The organism is Actinophytocola sp. (assembly GCF_036555685.1).
In the GTDB taxonomy this organism is placed as follows: domain Bacteria; phylum Actinomycetota; class Actinomycetes; order Mycobacteriales; family Pseudonocardiaceae; genus Actinophytocola.
In genome coordinates this window covers 1-15,895 of the sequence record NZ_DATBKY010000074.1, presented here as the reverse complement: position 1 = coordinate 15,895, position 15,895 = coordinate 1, and the positions used below count along the sequence as shown (strand labels likewise).

At 72.9% G+C, this 15,895-nt stretch carries 15 protein-coding genes; 6 read left to right on the top strand and 9 right to left on the bottom strand.

The annotated features are described in order from the left end of the window. Positions 1-12 precede the first annotated feature (12 nt). Together VH969_RS07875 and kstR are read right to left on the bottom strand one after the other, a co-directional pair. Positions 13-624, bottom strand: coding sequence for a class I SAM-dependent DNA methyltransferase (locus tag VH969_RS07875; RefSeq protein WP_331972764.1), 612 nt, complete (start codon positions 622-624; stop codon positions 13-15). A gap of 51 nt (positions 625-675) precedes the next feature. Continuing rightward, entirely contained in the window at positions 676-1,302 is a 627-nt protein-coding gene (gene kstR / locus VH969_RS07870) for a cholesterol catabolism transcriptional regulator KstR (protein WP_331972761.1), read from the bottom strand. 238 nt (positions 1,303-1,540) lie between these two features. Between kstR and VH969_RS07865 the strand changes: the two genes are divergently transcribed. From VH969_RS07865 to VH969_RS07840, 6 genes are read left to right on the top strand one after another with little or no spacing between them, the layout of a single operon-like run. Next, positions 1,541-3,679 (top strand): acyl-CoA dehydrogenase family protein, encoded by a 2,139-nt coding sequence (locus VH969_RS07865; RefSeq protein ID WP_331972758.1) that lies wholly within the window; start codon positions 1,541-1,543, stop codon positions 3,677-3,679. Then, a complete protein-coding gene (locus VH969_RS07860; protein WP_331972755.1) occupies positions 3,679-4,659 on the top strand; it encodes an acyl-CoA dehydrogenase family protein in 981 nt (326 codons plus the stop codon). The genes VH969_RS07865 and VH969_RS07860 overlap by 1 nt, the downstream gene beginning before the upstream one ends. A gap of 3 nt (positions 4,660-4,662) precedes the next feature. Next, positions 4,663-5,811: an acyl-CoA dehydrogenase family protein gene (locus VH969_RS07855; RefSeq protein WP_331972752.1), complete on the top strand. Its 1,149-nt coding sequence runs from the start codon at positions 4,663-4,665 to the stop codon at positions 5,809-5,811. Continuing rightward, positions 5,808-6,689: a bifunctional MaoC family dehydratase N-terminal/OB-fold nucleic acid binding domain-containing protein gene (locus VH969_RS07850; RefSeq protein ID WP_331972749.1), complete on the top strand. Its 882-nt coding sequence runs from the start codon at positions 5,808-5,810 to the stop codon at positions 6,687-6,689. The genes VH969_RS07855 and VH969_RS07850 overlap by 4 nt, the downstream gene beginning before the upstream one ends. After that, the gene (locus VH969_RS07845) at positions 6,686-7,078 is read left to right on the top strand and encodes a MaoC family dehydratase (RefSeq protein WP_331972788.1); all 393 of its coding nucleotides are present in this window, start codon (positions 6,686-6,688) and stop codon (positions 7,076-7,078) included. Before VH969_RS07850 ends, VH969_RS07845 begins: the two co-directional genes overlap by 4 nt. Further along, on the top strand, positions 7,075-8,238 hold the full coding sequence (locus VH969_RS07840) for a lipid-transfer protein (RefSeq protein WP_331972746.1): 1,164 nt from the start codon (positions 7,075-7,077) through the stop codon (positions 8,236-8,238). Before VH969_RS07845 ends, VH969_RS07840 begins: the two co-directional genes overlap by 4 nt. Before the next feature lie 160 nt (positions 8,239-8,398). On the opposite strand, the gene VH969_RS07835 is transcribed toward VH969_RS07840, so the two are convergent. From VH969_RS07835 to VH969_RS07805, 7 genes are all read right to left on the bottom strand, one after another. Beyond that, positions 8,399-9,640: an MCE family protein gene (locus VH969_RS07835; RefSeq protein WP_331972743.1), complete on the bottom strand. Its 1,242-nt coding sequence runs from the start codon at positions 9,638-9,640 to the stop codon at positions 8,399-8,401. After that, a complete protein-coding gene (locus VH969_RS07830) occupies positions 9,640-10,791 on the bottom strand; it encodes an MCE family protein (RefSeq protein WP_331972740.1) in 1,152 nt (383 codons plus the stop codon). Before VH969_RS07830 ends, VH969_RS07835 begins: the two co-directional genes overlap by 1 nt. Further along, entirely contained in the window at positions 10,788-11,990 is a 1,203-nt protein-coding gene (locus VH969_RS07825) for an MCE family protein (RefSeq protein WP_331972737.1), read from the bottom strand. Before VH969_RS07825 ends, VH969_RS07830 begins: the two co-directional genes overlap by 4 nt. Then, positions 11,987-13,009, bottom strand: a complete 1,023-nt coding sequence (locus VH969_RS07820; protein ID WP_331972733.1) for an MCE family protein — start codon at positions 13,007-13,009, stop codon at positions 11,987-11,989. Before VH969_RS07820 ends, VH969_RS07825 begins: the two co-directional genes overlap by 4 nt. Further along, the gene (locus VH969_RS07815) at positions 13,006-14,061 is read right to left on the bottom strand and encodes an MCE family protein (RefSeq protein WP_331972730.1); all 1,056 of its coding nucleotides are present in this window, start codon (positions 14,059-14,061) and stop codon (positions 13,006-13,008) included. The genes VH969_RS07820 and VH969_RS07815 overlap by 4 nt, the downstream gene beginning before the upstream one ends. After that, the gene (locus tag VH969_RS07810; RefSeq protein WP_331972727.1) at positions 14,058-15,371 is read right to left on the bottom strand and encodes an MCE family protein; all 1,314 of its coding nucleotides are present in this window, start codon (positions 15,369-15,371) and stop codon (positions 14,058-14,060) included. Before VH969_RS07810 ends, VH969_RS07815 begins: the two co-directional genes overlap by 4 nt. Further along, positions 15,368-15,895 (bottom strand): ABC transporter permease (locus VH969_RS07805; RefSeq protein ID WP_331972724.1); only part of this gene is annotated, 528 nt, incomplete at its 5' end. The genes VH969_RS07810 and VH969_RS07805, both read right to left, overlap by 4 nt.

Sequence of the window (15,895 nt, the reverse complement as noted above, 5' to 3'; positions counted from 1 at the left end):
GGTCGCCCGGATTCAGACGGCCCGCGCGCGCAGGTAGATCTGCACCTCGATGCGGTTCGGCTCCGCTTCCGCCGCGACCTCGCGCAGCTCCATGGTCTCGAACCCCGCGTCCTCGACGACCTGCCGCAGCTCGTCCGGCGGGTACGCGCATACCTCGGTCGGCACGCCGAGGAAGCTGATCGGGAACCGGTCGAAGTCGCCCAGCACCATCGCGATCTGCAGCAGCCGCGGACCGCGCAGCAGCTCGCGCACGCCACGCAGCAGCGGCGGGATGTCCGCCTTCGGCAGCATGATCAACGAGAAGAAGGCGACGGCCGCGTCGAACTCCCCAAGGTCGGCCAGGTCGCGCAGATCGCGGTGCAGGTACTGCCCGCCGGGCGCCTGGGTCTCGGCCAGCTCCAGCATCACCGCGGACTCGTCGGTCCCGACGACCTCGACGCCCGCGTCGAGCAGCTGCTTCGCGGTCGGTAGCCCGCTACCGCAGCCCAGGTCCAGCACCCTGGCCGGCCGGCCCAGCTGTCCCAGCAACCACGCACCCTCGCCGAGCTGCGCGTCCCGCTCGACGAAGGACTCGTCGTAGCGCCGGCCGATGAGATCGAACGCGGTCTTCTGTTCGGTTGACACGCCGTCAGCATGCCGCGACGGAAGATCGCCGTCGACCGCCGTCCGGGTGGCCTATCCGCGGTCCCTGATCAGCAGCCGGACGGTCAGCTCCAGCCGGTCCGCGACGTCGCTCGCCGACGCGCGCCGGGTCACCCAGGCGACCAGATTGGACAGCCACACGTCGCCGATCACCCGGGCGATCGCGCGGTCCTCCGCGGTGGACTCACCCTCGTGCAGGGCGCGGGTGAACATCCGCTCGATCAGCTTCGCCACCGCGTCCACCTCGGACGATGCGGACGCGTCGGCGAACATGAACGCCCTGGTCATGGCCTCGGTCAGGTTCGGGTCGCGCTGCATGGCCCGGGTGATGCGGCTCAGCACGACGAGCAGCCGCTCGTAGGCGGTGTCGCCCGGGACCGTCGCGCGCCCGGCGCGCTCCTGGCCCCGCTCGAGCTCGCGCGCGAGACCGGACACGAGCAGGTGGATCTTGGACGGGAAGTACCGGTAGAGGGTGCCGAGCGCGACGTCCGCCTTCTCCGCGACGGCCCGCATCTGCACGGCCTCGAACCCGCCCTTGGACGCGAGCGCGATCGTCGCGTCGAGGATCCTCTTGCGCCGGTCGCGTTGCGCCGCCGAGCCGAGCTCGTCGTCGGTGAGCGTGCTCAGCGCGTTGGCTCCCGAGCTGCGCGGTCGTGCCATCGGTCCGGTCCCCTGTCGAAACGTGTTCCAGCTAGGTGATCGCTAGCTTACCTAACGGATCTCGCCGTCGTGTGATGGGTGAAACTGAAACACGTTCTATACTGACCGGCATGGTTCGCTCCGCTCCTGCGCTTCTCGCCGTCTTCCCTCCTCGCGTGCTCGGCGCTCGTTCCCCGGGCCTGCGCGGGCTCGCCGGTCCAGACGGCGAACGCTCCGTCGCTCCCGCTCACTGACTCGCGTGTCCATCGCGATCACCGAGGTCCAGCTGGCGATCCAGGACTCGGTACATGACGTGTCGAAACGGGCGAGCGTGCTGGCGACCGTTCGCGCACTCGAGCCGGGCGCCGCGCCACCGGGCGACTGGCGGGCGCACTGGCCGGATCTCGCCACGCTCGGGCTGTTCGCGATGGCTCTGCCGGAGCGGCTCGGCGGCGTCGGCGCCGCGCTGGTCGACCAGGCCGCCGCGCTCGAGCAGGCCGCGGAGGACCTGGTGCCCGGGCCGGTCCTGCCGACCGTGCTCGCCGCACTCGTGCTGGCGGGCACGCCGGCCGAGGACGCCGTGGCCCGCCTCGCCGGCGGGTCCGCCACCGCGGGCGTCGCACTCGAGCCCGGCTCGGTCGTCGCGACCCGCACCGGCACCGGCCTCGTCGTCGACGGCACCTCCGACCTCGTGCTCGGCGCCCACCCGGACGCCTACCTGCTCCTGCCCGCCCGCGCCGGGAACGGCACCGTCTGGTTCGTGCTCGAGCCCGGCTCGCCAGTGTCCACAGTGGAGCCGGTGGACTTCTCCCGGCCGCTGGGCCGCGTCACGCTCGACCGGGTCGCGGTCGGCGCCACGCGGGTCCTCGGCGAGCGGCCGGACGTCACCACCCTCGCCGCGACGCTCCTCGCCGCCGAAGCCGCCGGGGTCGCGCGGTGGTGCCTGCGCACGGCCGTCGGGTACGCGAAGGTACGCGAGCAGTTCGGCCGGCCCATCGGCTCGTTCCAGGCGGTCAAGCACCTGTGCGCGGAGATGCTCTGCCGCGCCGAGCAGGCGGGCGCGCTGGCCTGGGACGCGGCCCGCGACCCCAGCTCGCTCTCCGCGCCGGCGGCCGCCGCGCTCGCGCTCGACGCCGCCGTCGACAACGCTAAGGACTGCGTCCAGGTGCTGGGCGGCATCGGGTTCACCTGGGAGCACGACGCGCACCTGTACCTGCGCCGCGCGGTCGCGGACCGCCAGCTCGCGGGTGGCGGCGGGCGCTGGCGGCGGGAGGTGGCGGATCTGGCGCTGGCCGGCGCCCGCCGGACGCTGACGGCGGAGGTGTCCGGCTCCGTGCCCGCCGATGACACCCGGCTGGCGGCCCGGACGTTCGCGGCGTCGCTGACCGGCTTGCCGGCGGACGAGCGCCGCACCCGGCTCGCGGACTCCGGCTACCTCGTGCCGCACTGGCCGATGCCCTACGGCCTCGCCGCGTCGCCCCGCGAGCAGGTCGTGATCGACGAGGAGCTGGCGTGCGCCGGGATCCACCGGCCAGACCTCGTGGTGGGCGCGTGGGCGGCGCCGACGATCCTGCGGCACGGCACGGTGGAGCAGCAGGAGCGGTTCGTGCTGCCCACCCTGCGCGGCACGCTGCGCTGGTGCCAGCTGTTCAGCGAGCCGGGCGCGGGCTCGGACCTCGCGTCGCTGCGCACGAAGGCGGTGCGCGCGCCGGGTGGCTGGCGGCTGGCCGGGCAGAAGGTGTGGACGTCCCAGGCGGTCGAGGCCGACTGGGCGATCTGCCTCGCGCGCACCGACCCGGCGGCCGGCAAGCACGCGGGCATCACGTACTTCCTCGTGGACATGCGCAGCGAGGGGATCACGCTGCGGCCGCTGCGCGAGATCACCGGCGACGCCCGGTTCAACGAGGTGTTCCTCGACGGCGTGTTCGTGCCGGACGACTGCGTCGTCGGCGAGGTGAACGGCGGCTGGGCCCTCGCTCGCACGACGCTCGCCGACGAGCGAGTCGCGCTCGGCGCGGGCTCCGCGCTGGGCGAGGCGGTGGAGCGGCTGCTCGCGCTCGCCGGACACGACGTCGACGACGGCACCCGGGAGCGGCTCGGCGCGCTGGTGGCACAGGGCCTCTCGGTGTCGCTCGTGGCCCACCGGGCGACGCTGCGCCGGCTCGGCGGGCGGGACCCGGGGCCGGCCTCGAGCGTGTGCAAGCTCGTCGGCGTGCGGCACCGGCAGGACGTCGCGGAGGCGGCGGTCGAGCTGCTCGGCACCGCGGGCGCCGCCGCCGGCCCCGAGGTGCGGGAGTTCCTGCTGGCCCGCTGCCTGTCGATCGCCGGCGGCACGACCCAGGTCCTGCGCAACGTCGTCGGCGAGCGGATCCTCGGCCTGCCAAGGGAGAAGCACTGATGGACTTCGCGCCCGACGAGACCCAGCGGGCCATCGCGCGGCTGGCCCGTGACGCGCTGACCCGAGAGTCCGATGTGGACGCCACGTGGAAGGCGCTCGGCCAGGCCGGGCTGCTCTCGTTCGCGCTCCCCGAGCGGCTCGACGGCGACGGGCTCGGCGTGGCGGAGGTCGCGGTGCTGCTCACCGAGGTCGGCCGCGCCGCGTCCGCGGTGCCGGCGCTGGCCACGCTCGCGCTCGGCGTGCTGCCGGTGGTCCGCTGCGGGTCGGCCGCCGCGCAGGACGACCTGCTCGCCGAGGTAGCGACCGGCGACCGGGTGCTGACCGCCGGGCTGCGCGGCAGCGTGACGTTCGCCGGCGCGCTGTCCGGCCGGCTCGTCGGCGTGCCGCACGCGGCGCGGGCGTACCGGATCCTCGTGCCTGCCGACGACTCCCTGTACCTCGTGGATCCGGCGGCCGAGGGCGTGGCGCTGACCCGGACGCCGTCGTCCAGCGGCGCGCCCGAGTTCACCGTTGCGCTCGACGGCGTGGCCGCACCGCGGCTGGGCGAGCGGGGTGCCGCCGCGGTCCTGCGGCGGATCTCGCTCGCCGGCGCGTGCGCGCTGGGCGACGGGCTCCTGGCCGGGGCGCTCGCGCTGACCGCCGAGCACGTGCGGACCCGCGAGCAGTTCGGCAAGCCGCTGGCCACGTTCCAGGCGGTCGCCCAGCAGATCGCGGACGTCTACGTCGCCGCCCGCACGCTGCACCTCGCATCGCTCGCGGCGTGCTCGCGGCTGGCCGACGACGACCTCGAGGTGGCCGCGTACTGGCTCGCCGCCGAGGCGCCGGCCGCCCTGCAGACGTGCCACCATCTGCACGGCGGGCTCGGCGTGGACGCGAGCTACCCCCTGCACCGCTACTACGCGGCGGTCAAGGACCTCGTCCGGCTCGTCGGCGGCGCGGAGCACCGCCTCGGGCGGCTCGGCGCGCGGATCGCGGGGTAGCGCATGGACATCGAGCTCACCGTCGGCCAGCGCGCGCTGCGCGACGAGCTGCGGTCCTACTTCGACGGCCTGCTGTCCACTTCGGAACGTGCGCGGATGCTGACCGAGCGGCACGGCGAGGTCTACCGCGCGCTCGTGCGCCGGCTCGGCCGGGACGGCAAGCTCGGCGTCGGCTGGCCGGCCGAGTACGGCGGCCGCGGGTTCGGTCCGGTGGAGCAGCAGATCTTCGTCAACGAGGCGGCGCGGGCGGACGTCCCGCTGCCGTACGTGACGCTGCAGACGGTCGGGCCAACGCTGCAGGCATACGGGACGGCCGAGCAGAAGGCGTTCTTCCTGCCGAAGATCCTGGCCGGGGAGATCCACTTCGCGATCGGCTACACCGAGCCGGAGGCCGGCACCGACCTCGCGTCGCTGCGCACGGCCGCGGTCCGCGACGGCGACTCGTACGTGGTCAACGGGCAGAAGGTCTTCACGACCGGCGCGCACGACGCGGACTACGTCTGGCTCGCCTGCCGCACCGACCCGGGCGCGCCGCGGCACAAGGGCATCTCGATCCTGATCGTGGACACGAGCGACCCCGGATTCTCGTGGACGCCGATCATCACGTGCGACGGCGCGCACCACGTGAACGCCACGTACTACACCGACGTGCGCGTGCCGGCGTCGATGCTCGTCGGCGGCGAGCACGCGGGCTGGCGGCTGATCACCACACAGCTCAACCACGAGCGGGTCATGCTCGGCCCAGCCGGACGCATCGCGGCGCTGTACCAGCGGGTCCTGTCGTGGGCCCGCGACCACGAGCTGCTCGGCGAGCCCGCCGTGCGGCGGGCGCTCGCCAGGACGTTCGCCTCGCTGCGCGTGAACGAGCTGCTGAACTGGCAGGTCGCGGCGGCCGGAGCGGAGGTGTCGGTGGCGGACGCGTCGGCCACGAAGGTGTTCTCCTCGGACCGGCTGCAGTGGATCGGCCGCGTGCTGGAGGAGGTCGTCGGCGCGCACGGCGACCCGGCGGAGCCCGCCACGGCGGAGCTGCTGCACTGGCTCGACGTGCAGGCCAAGCGCAACCTCGTGCTGACGTTCGGCGGCGGGGTCAACGAGATCCAGCGCGAGCTGATCGCGGTCGCCGGCCTGGACCTGCCCCGGGTGCCTCGATGACCGGTCCCATCGACGATGCCGCGCGCGAGGTCGCGGCCCGCGGCGAGTCCGCCCGGCGGCGCGGGCGCGACCCGGTGAACCTGCCGATGATCAACAACTGGGTCGAGGCGATCGGCGACACGAACCCCGCCTACACCGGGCCCGGCGCGCTCGCGCCGCCGGCCATGGTGCAGGTGTGGACGATGCCGGGCCTGCACGGCGTCCGCGGGGACGACGACCCGCTGGGCGCGATGGTGGCGGTGCTGGACGAGGCCGGCTTCACGTCCGTGGTGGCGACGAACAGCGAGCAGACCTACCACCGCTACCTCCGTCCGGGCGAGACGGTCGAGGTGACCGCGCGCCTGGCGGACGTGACCGGTCCGAAGAGGACCGCACTCGGCGAGGGCTGGTTCGTGACGACCCGCAGCACCTGGTACGTGGGCGAGGAGCCGGTGGCGGAGATGCTGTTCCGGATCCTGAAGTTCCGGCCTGCCAACGGGCCGTCGCCGGACCTCATCCGCCCGAGCGTCAACCGGGACACGGAGTTCTTCTGGGTCGGCACGGCGCGCGGGGAGCTGCGGATCCAGCGGTGCGGCGGCTGCGGCGAGCTGCGGCACCCGCCGGGGCCGATGTGCCCGTCGTGCGGGGAGACGAAGCCGGAGTTCGTGGTCGCGTCCGGGCGCGGCGAGGTCTACAGCTACGTGGTGCACCACCACCCGCCGGTCCCGGGGCGGACGCCGCCGTTCGTGGTGGCGCTGGTGGAGCTCGAGGAAGGGGTGCGGATGCTCGCGGAGCTGGTGGACGTGCCGCCGCCGGACGTGCGGGTCGGGCTGCCGGTGTCGGCCGGCTTCGTGCGCGTCGACGACGAGCTGACGATGCCGGTGTGGCGGCCGCGATGACCGGCCGTGGCATCGCCGTCGGTGCGGAGCTGCCGCCGCTGGTGATCGAGGTGACGCCGACGTTCGTGGTGTCGACCGCGCTCGCGACGCGGGACTTCCAGGACGTGCACCACGACCGGGATCTGGCCGTGGCGCGCGGGTCGAAGGACATCTTCCTGAACATCCTGACCGACACGGGACTGGTTCAGCGGTTCGTGACGGACTGGGCCGGCCCGTCCGCGCTGGTGCGGCAGATCTCGATCCGGCTGGGCGTGCCGTGCTACGCGCACGAGACGCTGACGTTCACCGGCCGGGTCGCGTCGGTGTCGGGCGGCGAGTGTGTCGTCGAGGTGGTCGGGCGCAACAGCCTGGGCGACCATCTCACGGGGACGGTCCGGGTGGCGGTATGAACATCGCGGGGTCGGCGGCGATCGTGGGCATCGGTGCGACGGAGTTCTCAAAGGACTCCGGGCGCAGCGAGCTGCGGCTGGCGGCCGAGTGCACCCGCGCGGCCCTGGCCGACGCCGGCCTGTCGCCGTCCGATGTGGACGGCATGGTGACGTTCGCCATGGACGCCAACGCGGAGATCGCCGTGGCGCGCGAGCTCGGCGTGCCGGCGCTGTCGTTCTTCAGCCGGATCCCGCACGGCGGCGGGGCGGCGTGCGCGATCGTGCAGCAGGCGGTGCTCGCGGTGACGAGCGGCGTGGCGTCGGTCGTGGTCTGCTACCGGGCGTTCAACGAGCGGTCGGGAAGCCGGTTCGGCCGGGTCCAGGCGGGCGCCGCGGCCGCCTCGACGTCCACGGGCATCGACAACAGCTGGCACTACCCGATGGGCCTGGGCACGCCGGCCGCGGCGGTGGCGATGTTCGCGCGGCGGTACATGCACACCTACGGCGCCACCTCCCTCGACTTCGGCCGGGTCGCGGTCGCCGACCGACGTGCCGCGGCCACCAACCCGCGCGCGTGGTTCCACGACCGGCCGATCACCCTCGAGGACCACCAGTCGTCGCGGTGGATCGTGGAACCGTTGCGCCTGCTGGACTGCTGCCAGGAGAGCGACGGCGGCGTGGCGCTCGTCGTGACCACTGTGGACCGTGCGCGCGACCTGCCGGCCGTGCCCGCCGTGATCGACGCGGCGGCGCAGGGGAGCGGCCCGGACCAGTTCTCGATGAACTCCTACTACCGGCCGTCGCTGGTCGGCCTGCCGGAGATGGGTCTCGTGGCGCGGCAGCTGTGGGCGCAGTCGGGCCTCGGACCGGCGGACGTGTCGGTGGCGGTGCTGTACGACCACTTCACGCCGTTCGTGCTGGTGCAGCTGGAGGAGCTGGGCTTCTGCGGTCCGGGCGAGGCGCCGTCGTTCATCGCGGACGGCGCCCTGGAGCTTGACGGCCGCCTACCGCTGAACCCGCACGGCGGCCAGCTGGGCGAGGCGTACATCCACGGCATGAACGGCATCGCGGAGGCGGTCCGCCAGATCCGCGGCACCGCCGCGAACCAGATCGCGGGCGTGTCCCACGTCCTCGTGACCGCGGGCACCGGAGTGCCGACGAGCGGCCTCATCCTGACCTGACCCCGCGAGTCCAACGCTCCGGACCCGCGAGTCCAACGCTCCGGACCCGCGAGTCCAACGTTCCGGACCCGCGAGTCTGACCTTCGCGAACGCGCTGGACCGTTGGACTCACCCGTCGCGAGCGTTGGACTCGCGGGTGCTGGGTGTTGGACTCGCGGGGTCAGCCGGGCAGGCCCAGGAGCATGGGGAGGCTGGCCGGGCGGTTGCCGGGCGCTGTCAGCGTGCCCGGCAGGGCTGGCATGTCCGGGACGGCCGTCGGGGACGGGGCCTCCGACGGGGGCGGGACCTCGACCGGCTTGCCGGCGAACGGGGCGTTCTGCGAGCCGCGCACGCCGATGGGGCTGCCGGGCGGCTCCGCGCAGTAGGCCTGCTGGTTCGGCGGGACGTCGCCGAGGTCGTCGGCGCCTCGCTGGTGCGTGCCCTCGTAGCCGCGCGTGCAGGAGAACGGGTCGTTGAACGTCAGGACCAGGCCGAGATGCCCGGTGCCGTCCGGGTTGGCGCCCGGGGCCGTCGCCGTGACGATCGGGAACGCCACCAGCAGCTGCTCCAGCGCGTCCGTCCGCGACGTGGTGACCGACGTCGTCGTCAGCAGGTTCGCGATGATCAGGCTCAGCTCCCGGCCCGACGTGCGCAGGATGTCGTTCACCTGGGCCGCCACCGCCGGCGCATTTGCGAGCACCCGGCGGATGTCCGGGTCGGACTTCTTCAGCTGCGCGGCCAGCTGCCGCAGGTGCGCGGAATACGACGTGATCTCCGACGACTGCGCCGCCTGCGTCGCCAGGACCACCCGGCCGGAGGACAGCAGCGAGGTCGTCGCCGGCAGGTGGGACCTCGCCGTCGCCGTCAGGGCGCCGGCACCGTCCAGCAGGCGCCGCAGCGCGGGCCCGGTGTCGCGGAACGCCTTGTCCAGCTCGTCGACGGTCGTGCGCAGCGAGCCGCGCGGCACGCTCGCCACCAGGGCGTCCACGTTGGACAGCAGCGTCTCCGGGGCCGACGGCAGCGACGTCCGCGAGCGCGGGATCACCGAGCCGTCGTCCAGGAACGGACCCGCGGCTGAAGGCGGCACCAGGTCGACGTACTGCTCGCCGACCGCCGACCGGTTTGCCACCACCGCGGACGCCGACGCGGGAATCTGTGGTGCCGAGTCGCCGATGCTCAGGATCACGTCGATCCCGTCGTCCGAAAGCCGCAGGTCGGACACCCGCCCCACGGTCACGCCGCGGTAGGTCACCTCCGCGTTCGGGAAGATGCCGCCCGAGTCCGCGAACCGCACGGTCACCCGGTAGCCCGTCGGCCAGAGCAGGCGGTCGAGCCCGGCGTACGTGCCGCCGACGTACCCGATGCCGACGACCGCGATCAGCGAGAACAGGAACAGCCGGACCTTCGTGCCGCGCGCCAGCATCAGCCACCACCCCCGAGCAGCGACCCGAGCAGCCCGGCCAGCCCACCGGCGGGCGGCACGGACGGCGACGGCAACACGGGCACCGGCAAGGGCGCCGGGGAGCCTGGCGCGGCGCCGCCGGGCAGCGGCACCAGCGGCGTGCTCGCGTTCCGGAGGTTCTCCAGCAGCACCGACAGGTCCAGGTCGAACTTCACGTCCACGTTGACGTAGTCGCCCTTGACCGCGTTCAGGAAGTAGTCCGTGAACGGATAGGTCACCAGGAACTGCAACGAGTCCGGCAGGTCGTCGCCCGCGTCGGCCAGCCGGGCCAGGACCGGCCGCAGCAGGCGAAGGTCCGCCACGATGTCGTCCCGGCCGCGGTTCACCGTGTCGACCGCGACGTCCGACAACCGCTCCAGCGCACCGAGCATCGTCACCAGGGAGTTCCGCTGCCGGTTCACGACCTTCAGGCCCGGCCCCAGCTTGTCGAGCGCGGCCGCGATGTCGTCGGTCTGCTTCGCGAGGTTCGACGACAGCCGGTCGATGGCGTCGATCGCCCGGACGATGTCGGCCTTCTCGTCGTCGAGCGTGCCGACCATCGTGTCGATGTTGGACAGTGCCGACCGGATCTGCGGCTCGTTGCCGGAAAGGGCCGCGTTCACCTCGGTCACGATGTCGTGCAGCTGCCCGATCCCGCCGCCGTTCAGCAGCAGCGACAGCGCGCCGAGCACCTCCTCGATCTCCGGGTTGCGGCCGGTCCGCGCGAGCGGGATCACCGCGCCGTCGCGCAGCGTCCCGGACGGCTCGCCCGGCGCCGCGGTGCCCGAGCTCAGCTCGACGAACTTCTCGCCCAGCAGCGAGGACTGGCGCAGCTGCGCGCCCGAGTTCGCCGGCAGCCGTACGTCGCCGTTCACCAGCATCGTGACCACGGCCGTGCGGTTGTCGCGCGCCAGCTCGATCTTCTCGACCCGGCCCACCGCCACGTCGTCGACCTTCACGCCCGCCTGCGGCACCAGGTCCAGCACGTCCCCGAACCGCGCCACGACCCGGTACGGGTGGTCCCCGACGTCCGCGCCACCCGGCAGCGGCACCTGGTACATCCCGGCGAACCCGCCGGACCCGCAGCCCGCCGCGAGGACGAGCACGCACGCCAGCACCGGCAACCGTCTCATCGCGGACCACCACCCGGGAACGGCCCGGCGAGGCCGACCAGCGGCACCGGCAGCGGCGGCAGCTTGCCCTGCTGCAAGGCGGCGAGCGCCTCGGCGGCCGACGGCAGCCGCAGCGTCCCGTCGAGGTACGGCGCGAGCCGCTCGCACAGGTCGGTCAGCGTCTTCGGCAGCTGCTTCGGCGTGCCCGCCTCGACCGTCCGGCACAGCATCAGCACCGGCGGGTAGGTCAGCTCGTTGAGGTTGCCGCGGATCGCGAACGACGCGGACGCGGCGTCGTACGTGGACAGGAAGTTCGACATCGCGAGCGGCGCCACGTCCAGGATCTCCGCGATCGCCGCCCGCTGGTCCGCGAGCGCCCGCGTTACCCCCGTCAACTTGTCCACGTTGGAGCTGATCTTGCCCTGGTGCTGCCCGATGAACCCCTTGACGTCGCCGAGCGCGGTGCCCAGCGACGACAGCGCGGTGCCGAGCTCGTCGCGGTCGTCGGCGAGGTAGCCGGTGACGTCGGCCAGCTTGTCGTTGAACGCGCGGACCTGCGTGTCGCTGTCCGCCAGCGCCTTCGTGAAGCGGGACAGGTTGTCCACGGTCGTGAACAGGTCGCCGCGCGTGCCGGACAGCGCGTCGGTCGCGTCCGACAGCGCGCGGATCGTGCGGCCGAACAGCTCGCCGTTGCCGGACAGGTTGGCGGCGGCCGTGTCCAGCACGTCCGACAACGCACCGGCCGAGTTGGCGCCGTTCGGGCCGAGCGCGGTCGCGAGGTCGTTCACGCTCTTCGTCAGGTCGTCCAGCTCGACGGGGGTGTCCGTGCGGGCGAGCGGGATCGTCGTCCCGTCGGCCAGCAGCGGGCCGCCGCCGTCGTAGGCCGGGGTCAGCTGCACGTAGCGGTCGCTGACCAGCGACGGCGCGACCACCACGGCGCTCGCGTTCGCGGGGATCTCGATGCCGTCGTCGACTGTCATGTCCACCCGCACCCGATCGCCGCGCGGCTCGACCGCGGTGATCCGGCCGACCCCGATGCCCAGCACCTTGACCTCGGAGCCGGGGTACACGCCGACTGCCTTGGCGAAGTACGCGGTGATGCGCGTGCCGGTGCGCTCGGTGCCGGCCCACCACAGCGCGCCTGCGACGAGCAGGCCGAGCACGCACGCGAGCGCCGCGATCGTCGCGGCGTTGCGGCCACCCTTCGTGCGGTACGTCACCGGCCACCTCCCTGGTACGCGAGGGGGGTCGAGCAGCCTTCCGGGTTGATGTCGAGCACGCCGGCCTTCGTCGGCGGGGGCAGCAGGCCGCAGATGTAGCCCTCGAACCAGCGGCCGTTGCCGATCACGTTGTTGAACATCCGCACGTACGGCGCGAGCGAGTGCAGGCTCTCGCTCAGGTTGTCCTGGTTGCGTCGCAGGATCGTGGTCACCTGCTCGAGGTCGTCCAGCACCGGCTTCAGCTGCCGCTCGTTGTCCGCGACGAGCCCGGACAGCTCGCCGGCGAGCGACGTGGTGCCGGACAGCAGCGTGGACACGGCCTCGCGGCGCGCGCTCAGCTCGTCGAGCAGCAGGCTCGCGTCGGCGAACAGCTGCTGCAACTGCGCGTCCCGGTCGGCCACCGTCTTCGACACGTTCGCCGTGTTCGAGAGCAGCTTCGTCAGCTGCTCGTCGCGTGTGGACAGTGTCGTCGACAGGCGGGTGAGGCCGGTGAGCGTGTCGCGCAGGTGCCCGGGGCTGTTCGCGAACGTGTCGGAGATGACCGCGAAGCTCTTCGCCAGCCGGGCGGTGTCGATCCGCTCGACCGTGTCCGCGAGCTTCCCGACCGCGGGCACGATGTCGAACGGCGTGCGGGTCCGCGAGACCGGGATCGGGTCGTTGGGCGGCTGCGGGTGCGCTCCGGTCGACGTCAGCGCGAGGTACTTGTCCCCGAGCAGCGTCTTGACCTCGATCGACACCGTGCTCTCGTCGCCGAGGCTGATGTCGTCGACGCGGAAGTCGGCGACGACCTTGTTCCGCGCGAGCTCGACGTCGCGGACGACGCCGACCTTGACCCCGGCGAGGCGGACCTCGTTGCCCGGCCGCAGCCCCGCCGACTCGCGGAACTCCGCCGTGTACGTGGTGCCGCCGCCGATGATCGGCAGGTCGTCGGCGTTGAACGCGACCAGCAGCGCCAGCGCGAGCAGCACCAGCGTCACCGCGCCGACGCTCGCTTGGTCCCGCTCCTTCAGTGGCTTCACGGCCCGCACCTGGAGACCATCGGAGTGCCGGGGGCGGGCAGCGCGGGGATGTCGACGGTGATGCCGAGGTCGGACACGCCGATCCGGCCGGACGCGCTGCACAGGTAGTAGTTGAACCAGCCGCCGTAGCTGGACACCCGGTTGATCGTGCGGATCTTGTGCGGCAGCCCGGCGAGGAACGCCTCGACCGTGTCGCCGTTGTCCGCGAGCGTCGACGAGAGCCGGCCGAGCGCGGCGATGTCGCCCTTGAGCGCCGGCCGCGCCTGGCCGAGCAGGCCGGCGGTGGTGTCGGTCAGCTCGCCGAGCGCGCCGATCGCGTCGCCGATCGGCTTGCGCTGCGCGGCGAGCCCGGTCGCGAGCCGCTGCAGCTGGTCGATCAGCCCCGCCACCTCGCTCGTCCGATCGTTCACCGTCGTGAGCACGGTGTTCAGGTTGTCGATCACCTGCCCGATCACCCGGTCCTTGCCCGCGATCGCGTTCGACAGCGACGCGGTGTGCGCGAGGACGCTGTCGATCGTGCCGCCCTCACCCTGCAGCACCTGGATCAGCTCGCCGGCGAGCTTGTTGACCTGCTCCGGGTCCAGCGCCTCGAACAGCGGCCGGAACCCGTTGAACAGCACCGTGAGGTTGAGCGCCGGACGGGTGCGGTCGGGCGGGATCACGTCGCCCGGGCGCAGGATCGCGTTGGGGTCGCCGCCGGTTCCGTAGTCACCGCCGAGGCCGAGCGAGACGTACCGCTGGCCGATCAGGTTGCGGTACCTGATGGTCGCGGTCACCGAGCGGGGCAGCCGGCGGGACGCCTCCACGTCGAACCGGACGTCGGCGTACTTGTTGTCGTACACCGTGATGTCGCTGACCTCGCCGATGCGCACGCCGGACATGCGGATGTCGTCGCCGACGTTCAGCCCGGTGGCGTCGGTGAAGCGGGCCGTGTAGCCGGACGTCTCGCCGAGCGTCGTGTTGGCGATCGTGAGGCCCAGCAACGCGGTCAGCGTGACGGTCACGGCGGCGAACACCAGCATCTTCACCAGTGGCGCGACGAACTTCCTCACCGCAGGGTCACCTCCGCCCCACGGAAGAGCGGGCCCACGAGCAGCGAGCTCCACGCCGGCACCTCGCCCGGCGGTACGCCGAGACCGGGCGCGAGCAGCGCGGCGATCAGGTCCCGCTCGGCCGGCGAGTTCGGCAGCGCCGGTGCGGCCGCCCGCTGCGGCGTCGTCGGCTGGAAGTCCTGCGGCCGGTCGGAGTGCGGGGGCGGCGGCTTCGTGGAGCCGTCCTTGATCGGGCCGCCCGGCGGGTACTGCGGGAAGCGGGCCGGTGGGTGCGCGACCGGGTAGCAGCGCGGGCCGCGCTTGTCCTCGTAGCGCGGCGTGTCCACACCGGGCAGGTACTTGCCGCGGTTGGACGTGATCTCGATGGTCACCCGCGTGACGTCCGGGTGCGCGGAACCCTTGCCGAACGCGGCGTCCGCGGCGGGGATCGAGTCGACCAGCTGCTCGAGCAGGCACGGGTACTCGGGCGCGTACCTGGCCAGCACGTCCAGTGTGGACCGTGAGGTGCTCGCCAGTCCGATGAGGTTGTTCTCGTTGACCGCCAGGAAGTTCCGCAGGTCGACCGACGCGGTGGTCAGCTCGGCGTACAGCGCGTCCAGGTTGGACCGCCGGCTGACGATCGTCCGCGTCGTCGTGGTGAGGTCCGACAGCGCCGTGACGAGGTCCGGTGCGGCGTCGGCGTACAGGTCGGCCACGTCCGCGAGGCGGCGGATGTCGGCACGCACGTCCGGCAGGGACGGCTCGAGCTTTCCCAGGTACTCGCCCAGTCGCACGAGCGTGTCGCCGGCCTGCTCGCCGCGGCCGGACAGTGCGGTGGTCATCGCGTTCAGCGTGCTCGCGAGCTTCTCCGGCTGGACCGCCTGCAGCACCGGCAGCAGGTCGTCGAGTACCCGCTCGATCTCGATGGCGGTCGAGCTGCGGTCCTGCCCGATCACCGCGTGCGCCTCGATCGGCGCGGCCGCGTGCGGCGGAACCTGAAGCGCCACATAGCGTTCGCCGAACAGCGTCTTCGGCAGCAGCCGCGCGGACACGTTGCCGGGGATGCGCTCGACGGTGTCCGGGTCGAGCGCGAGGTCGAGCACCGCCGTGTCGCCCTCGGCCCGCACCGCGCGTACCTCGCCGACGATCAGCCCGCGCAGCTTCACGTCCGCGCCGGTGCGCAGCTGGTTGCCGACGTGGTCGGTCTCCAGCCGGACCGGCACCACGGCGACGAACGTCTTGCGGTAGAAGGCGACCGACAGCAGCACGAACAACGCGGCGAACACGAGGAACACCAGCCCGTACAGCTGGTGGCGCGACCGGGCGGTCATCCGGCGATCCGAACCGTCGTCGTGGCGCCCCAGATCGCCAGGCTGAGGAAGAAGTCCAGCAGCATCTGCAGCACGATCGCGGCACGCACGGCCCGGCCGACCGCGACGCCGACACCCGCGGGCCCGCCGGTCGCGGTGTAGCCGTAGTAGCAGTGCACCATGATCACGACGACGCTGAACACGATCACCTTCAGGAACGACCACAGCACGTCCTGCGGCGGGAGGAACAAGTGGAAGTAGTGGTCGTACGTGCCGGCCGACTGGCCGTAGAACCACACCGTGATCTGCCGGGAGGCCGCGTACGAGCAGAGCAGGCCGACCAGGTAGAGCGGGATCACCGCGGCCACGGCGGCGAGCACCCGGGTGGTCACGAGGTACGGCAGGCTCGGCACGGCCATCACCTCGAGCGCGTCGATCTCCTCGGAGATCCGCATCGCGCCGAGCTGCGCGGTGAACCCGCAGCCGACGGTCGCCGACAGCGCGAGCCCGGCCGCGAGCGGCGCCACCTCGCGGGTGTCGAAGTA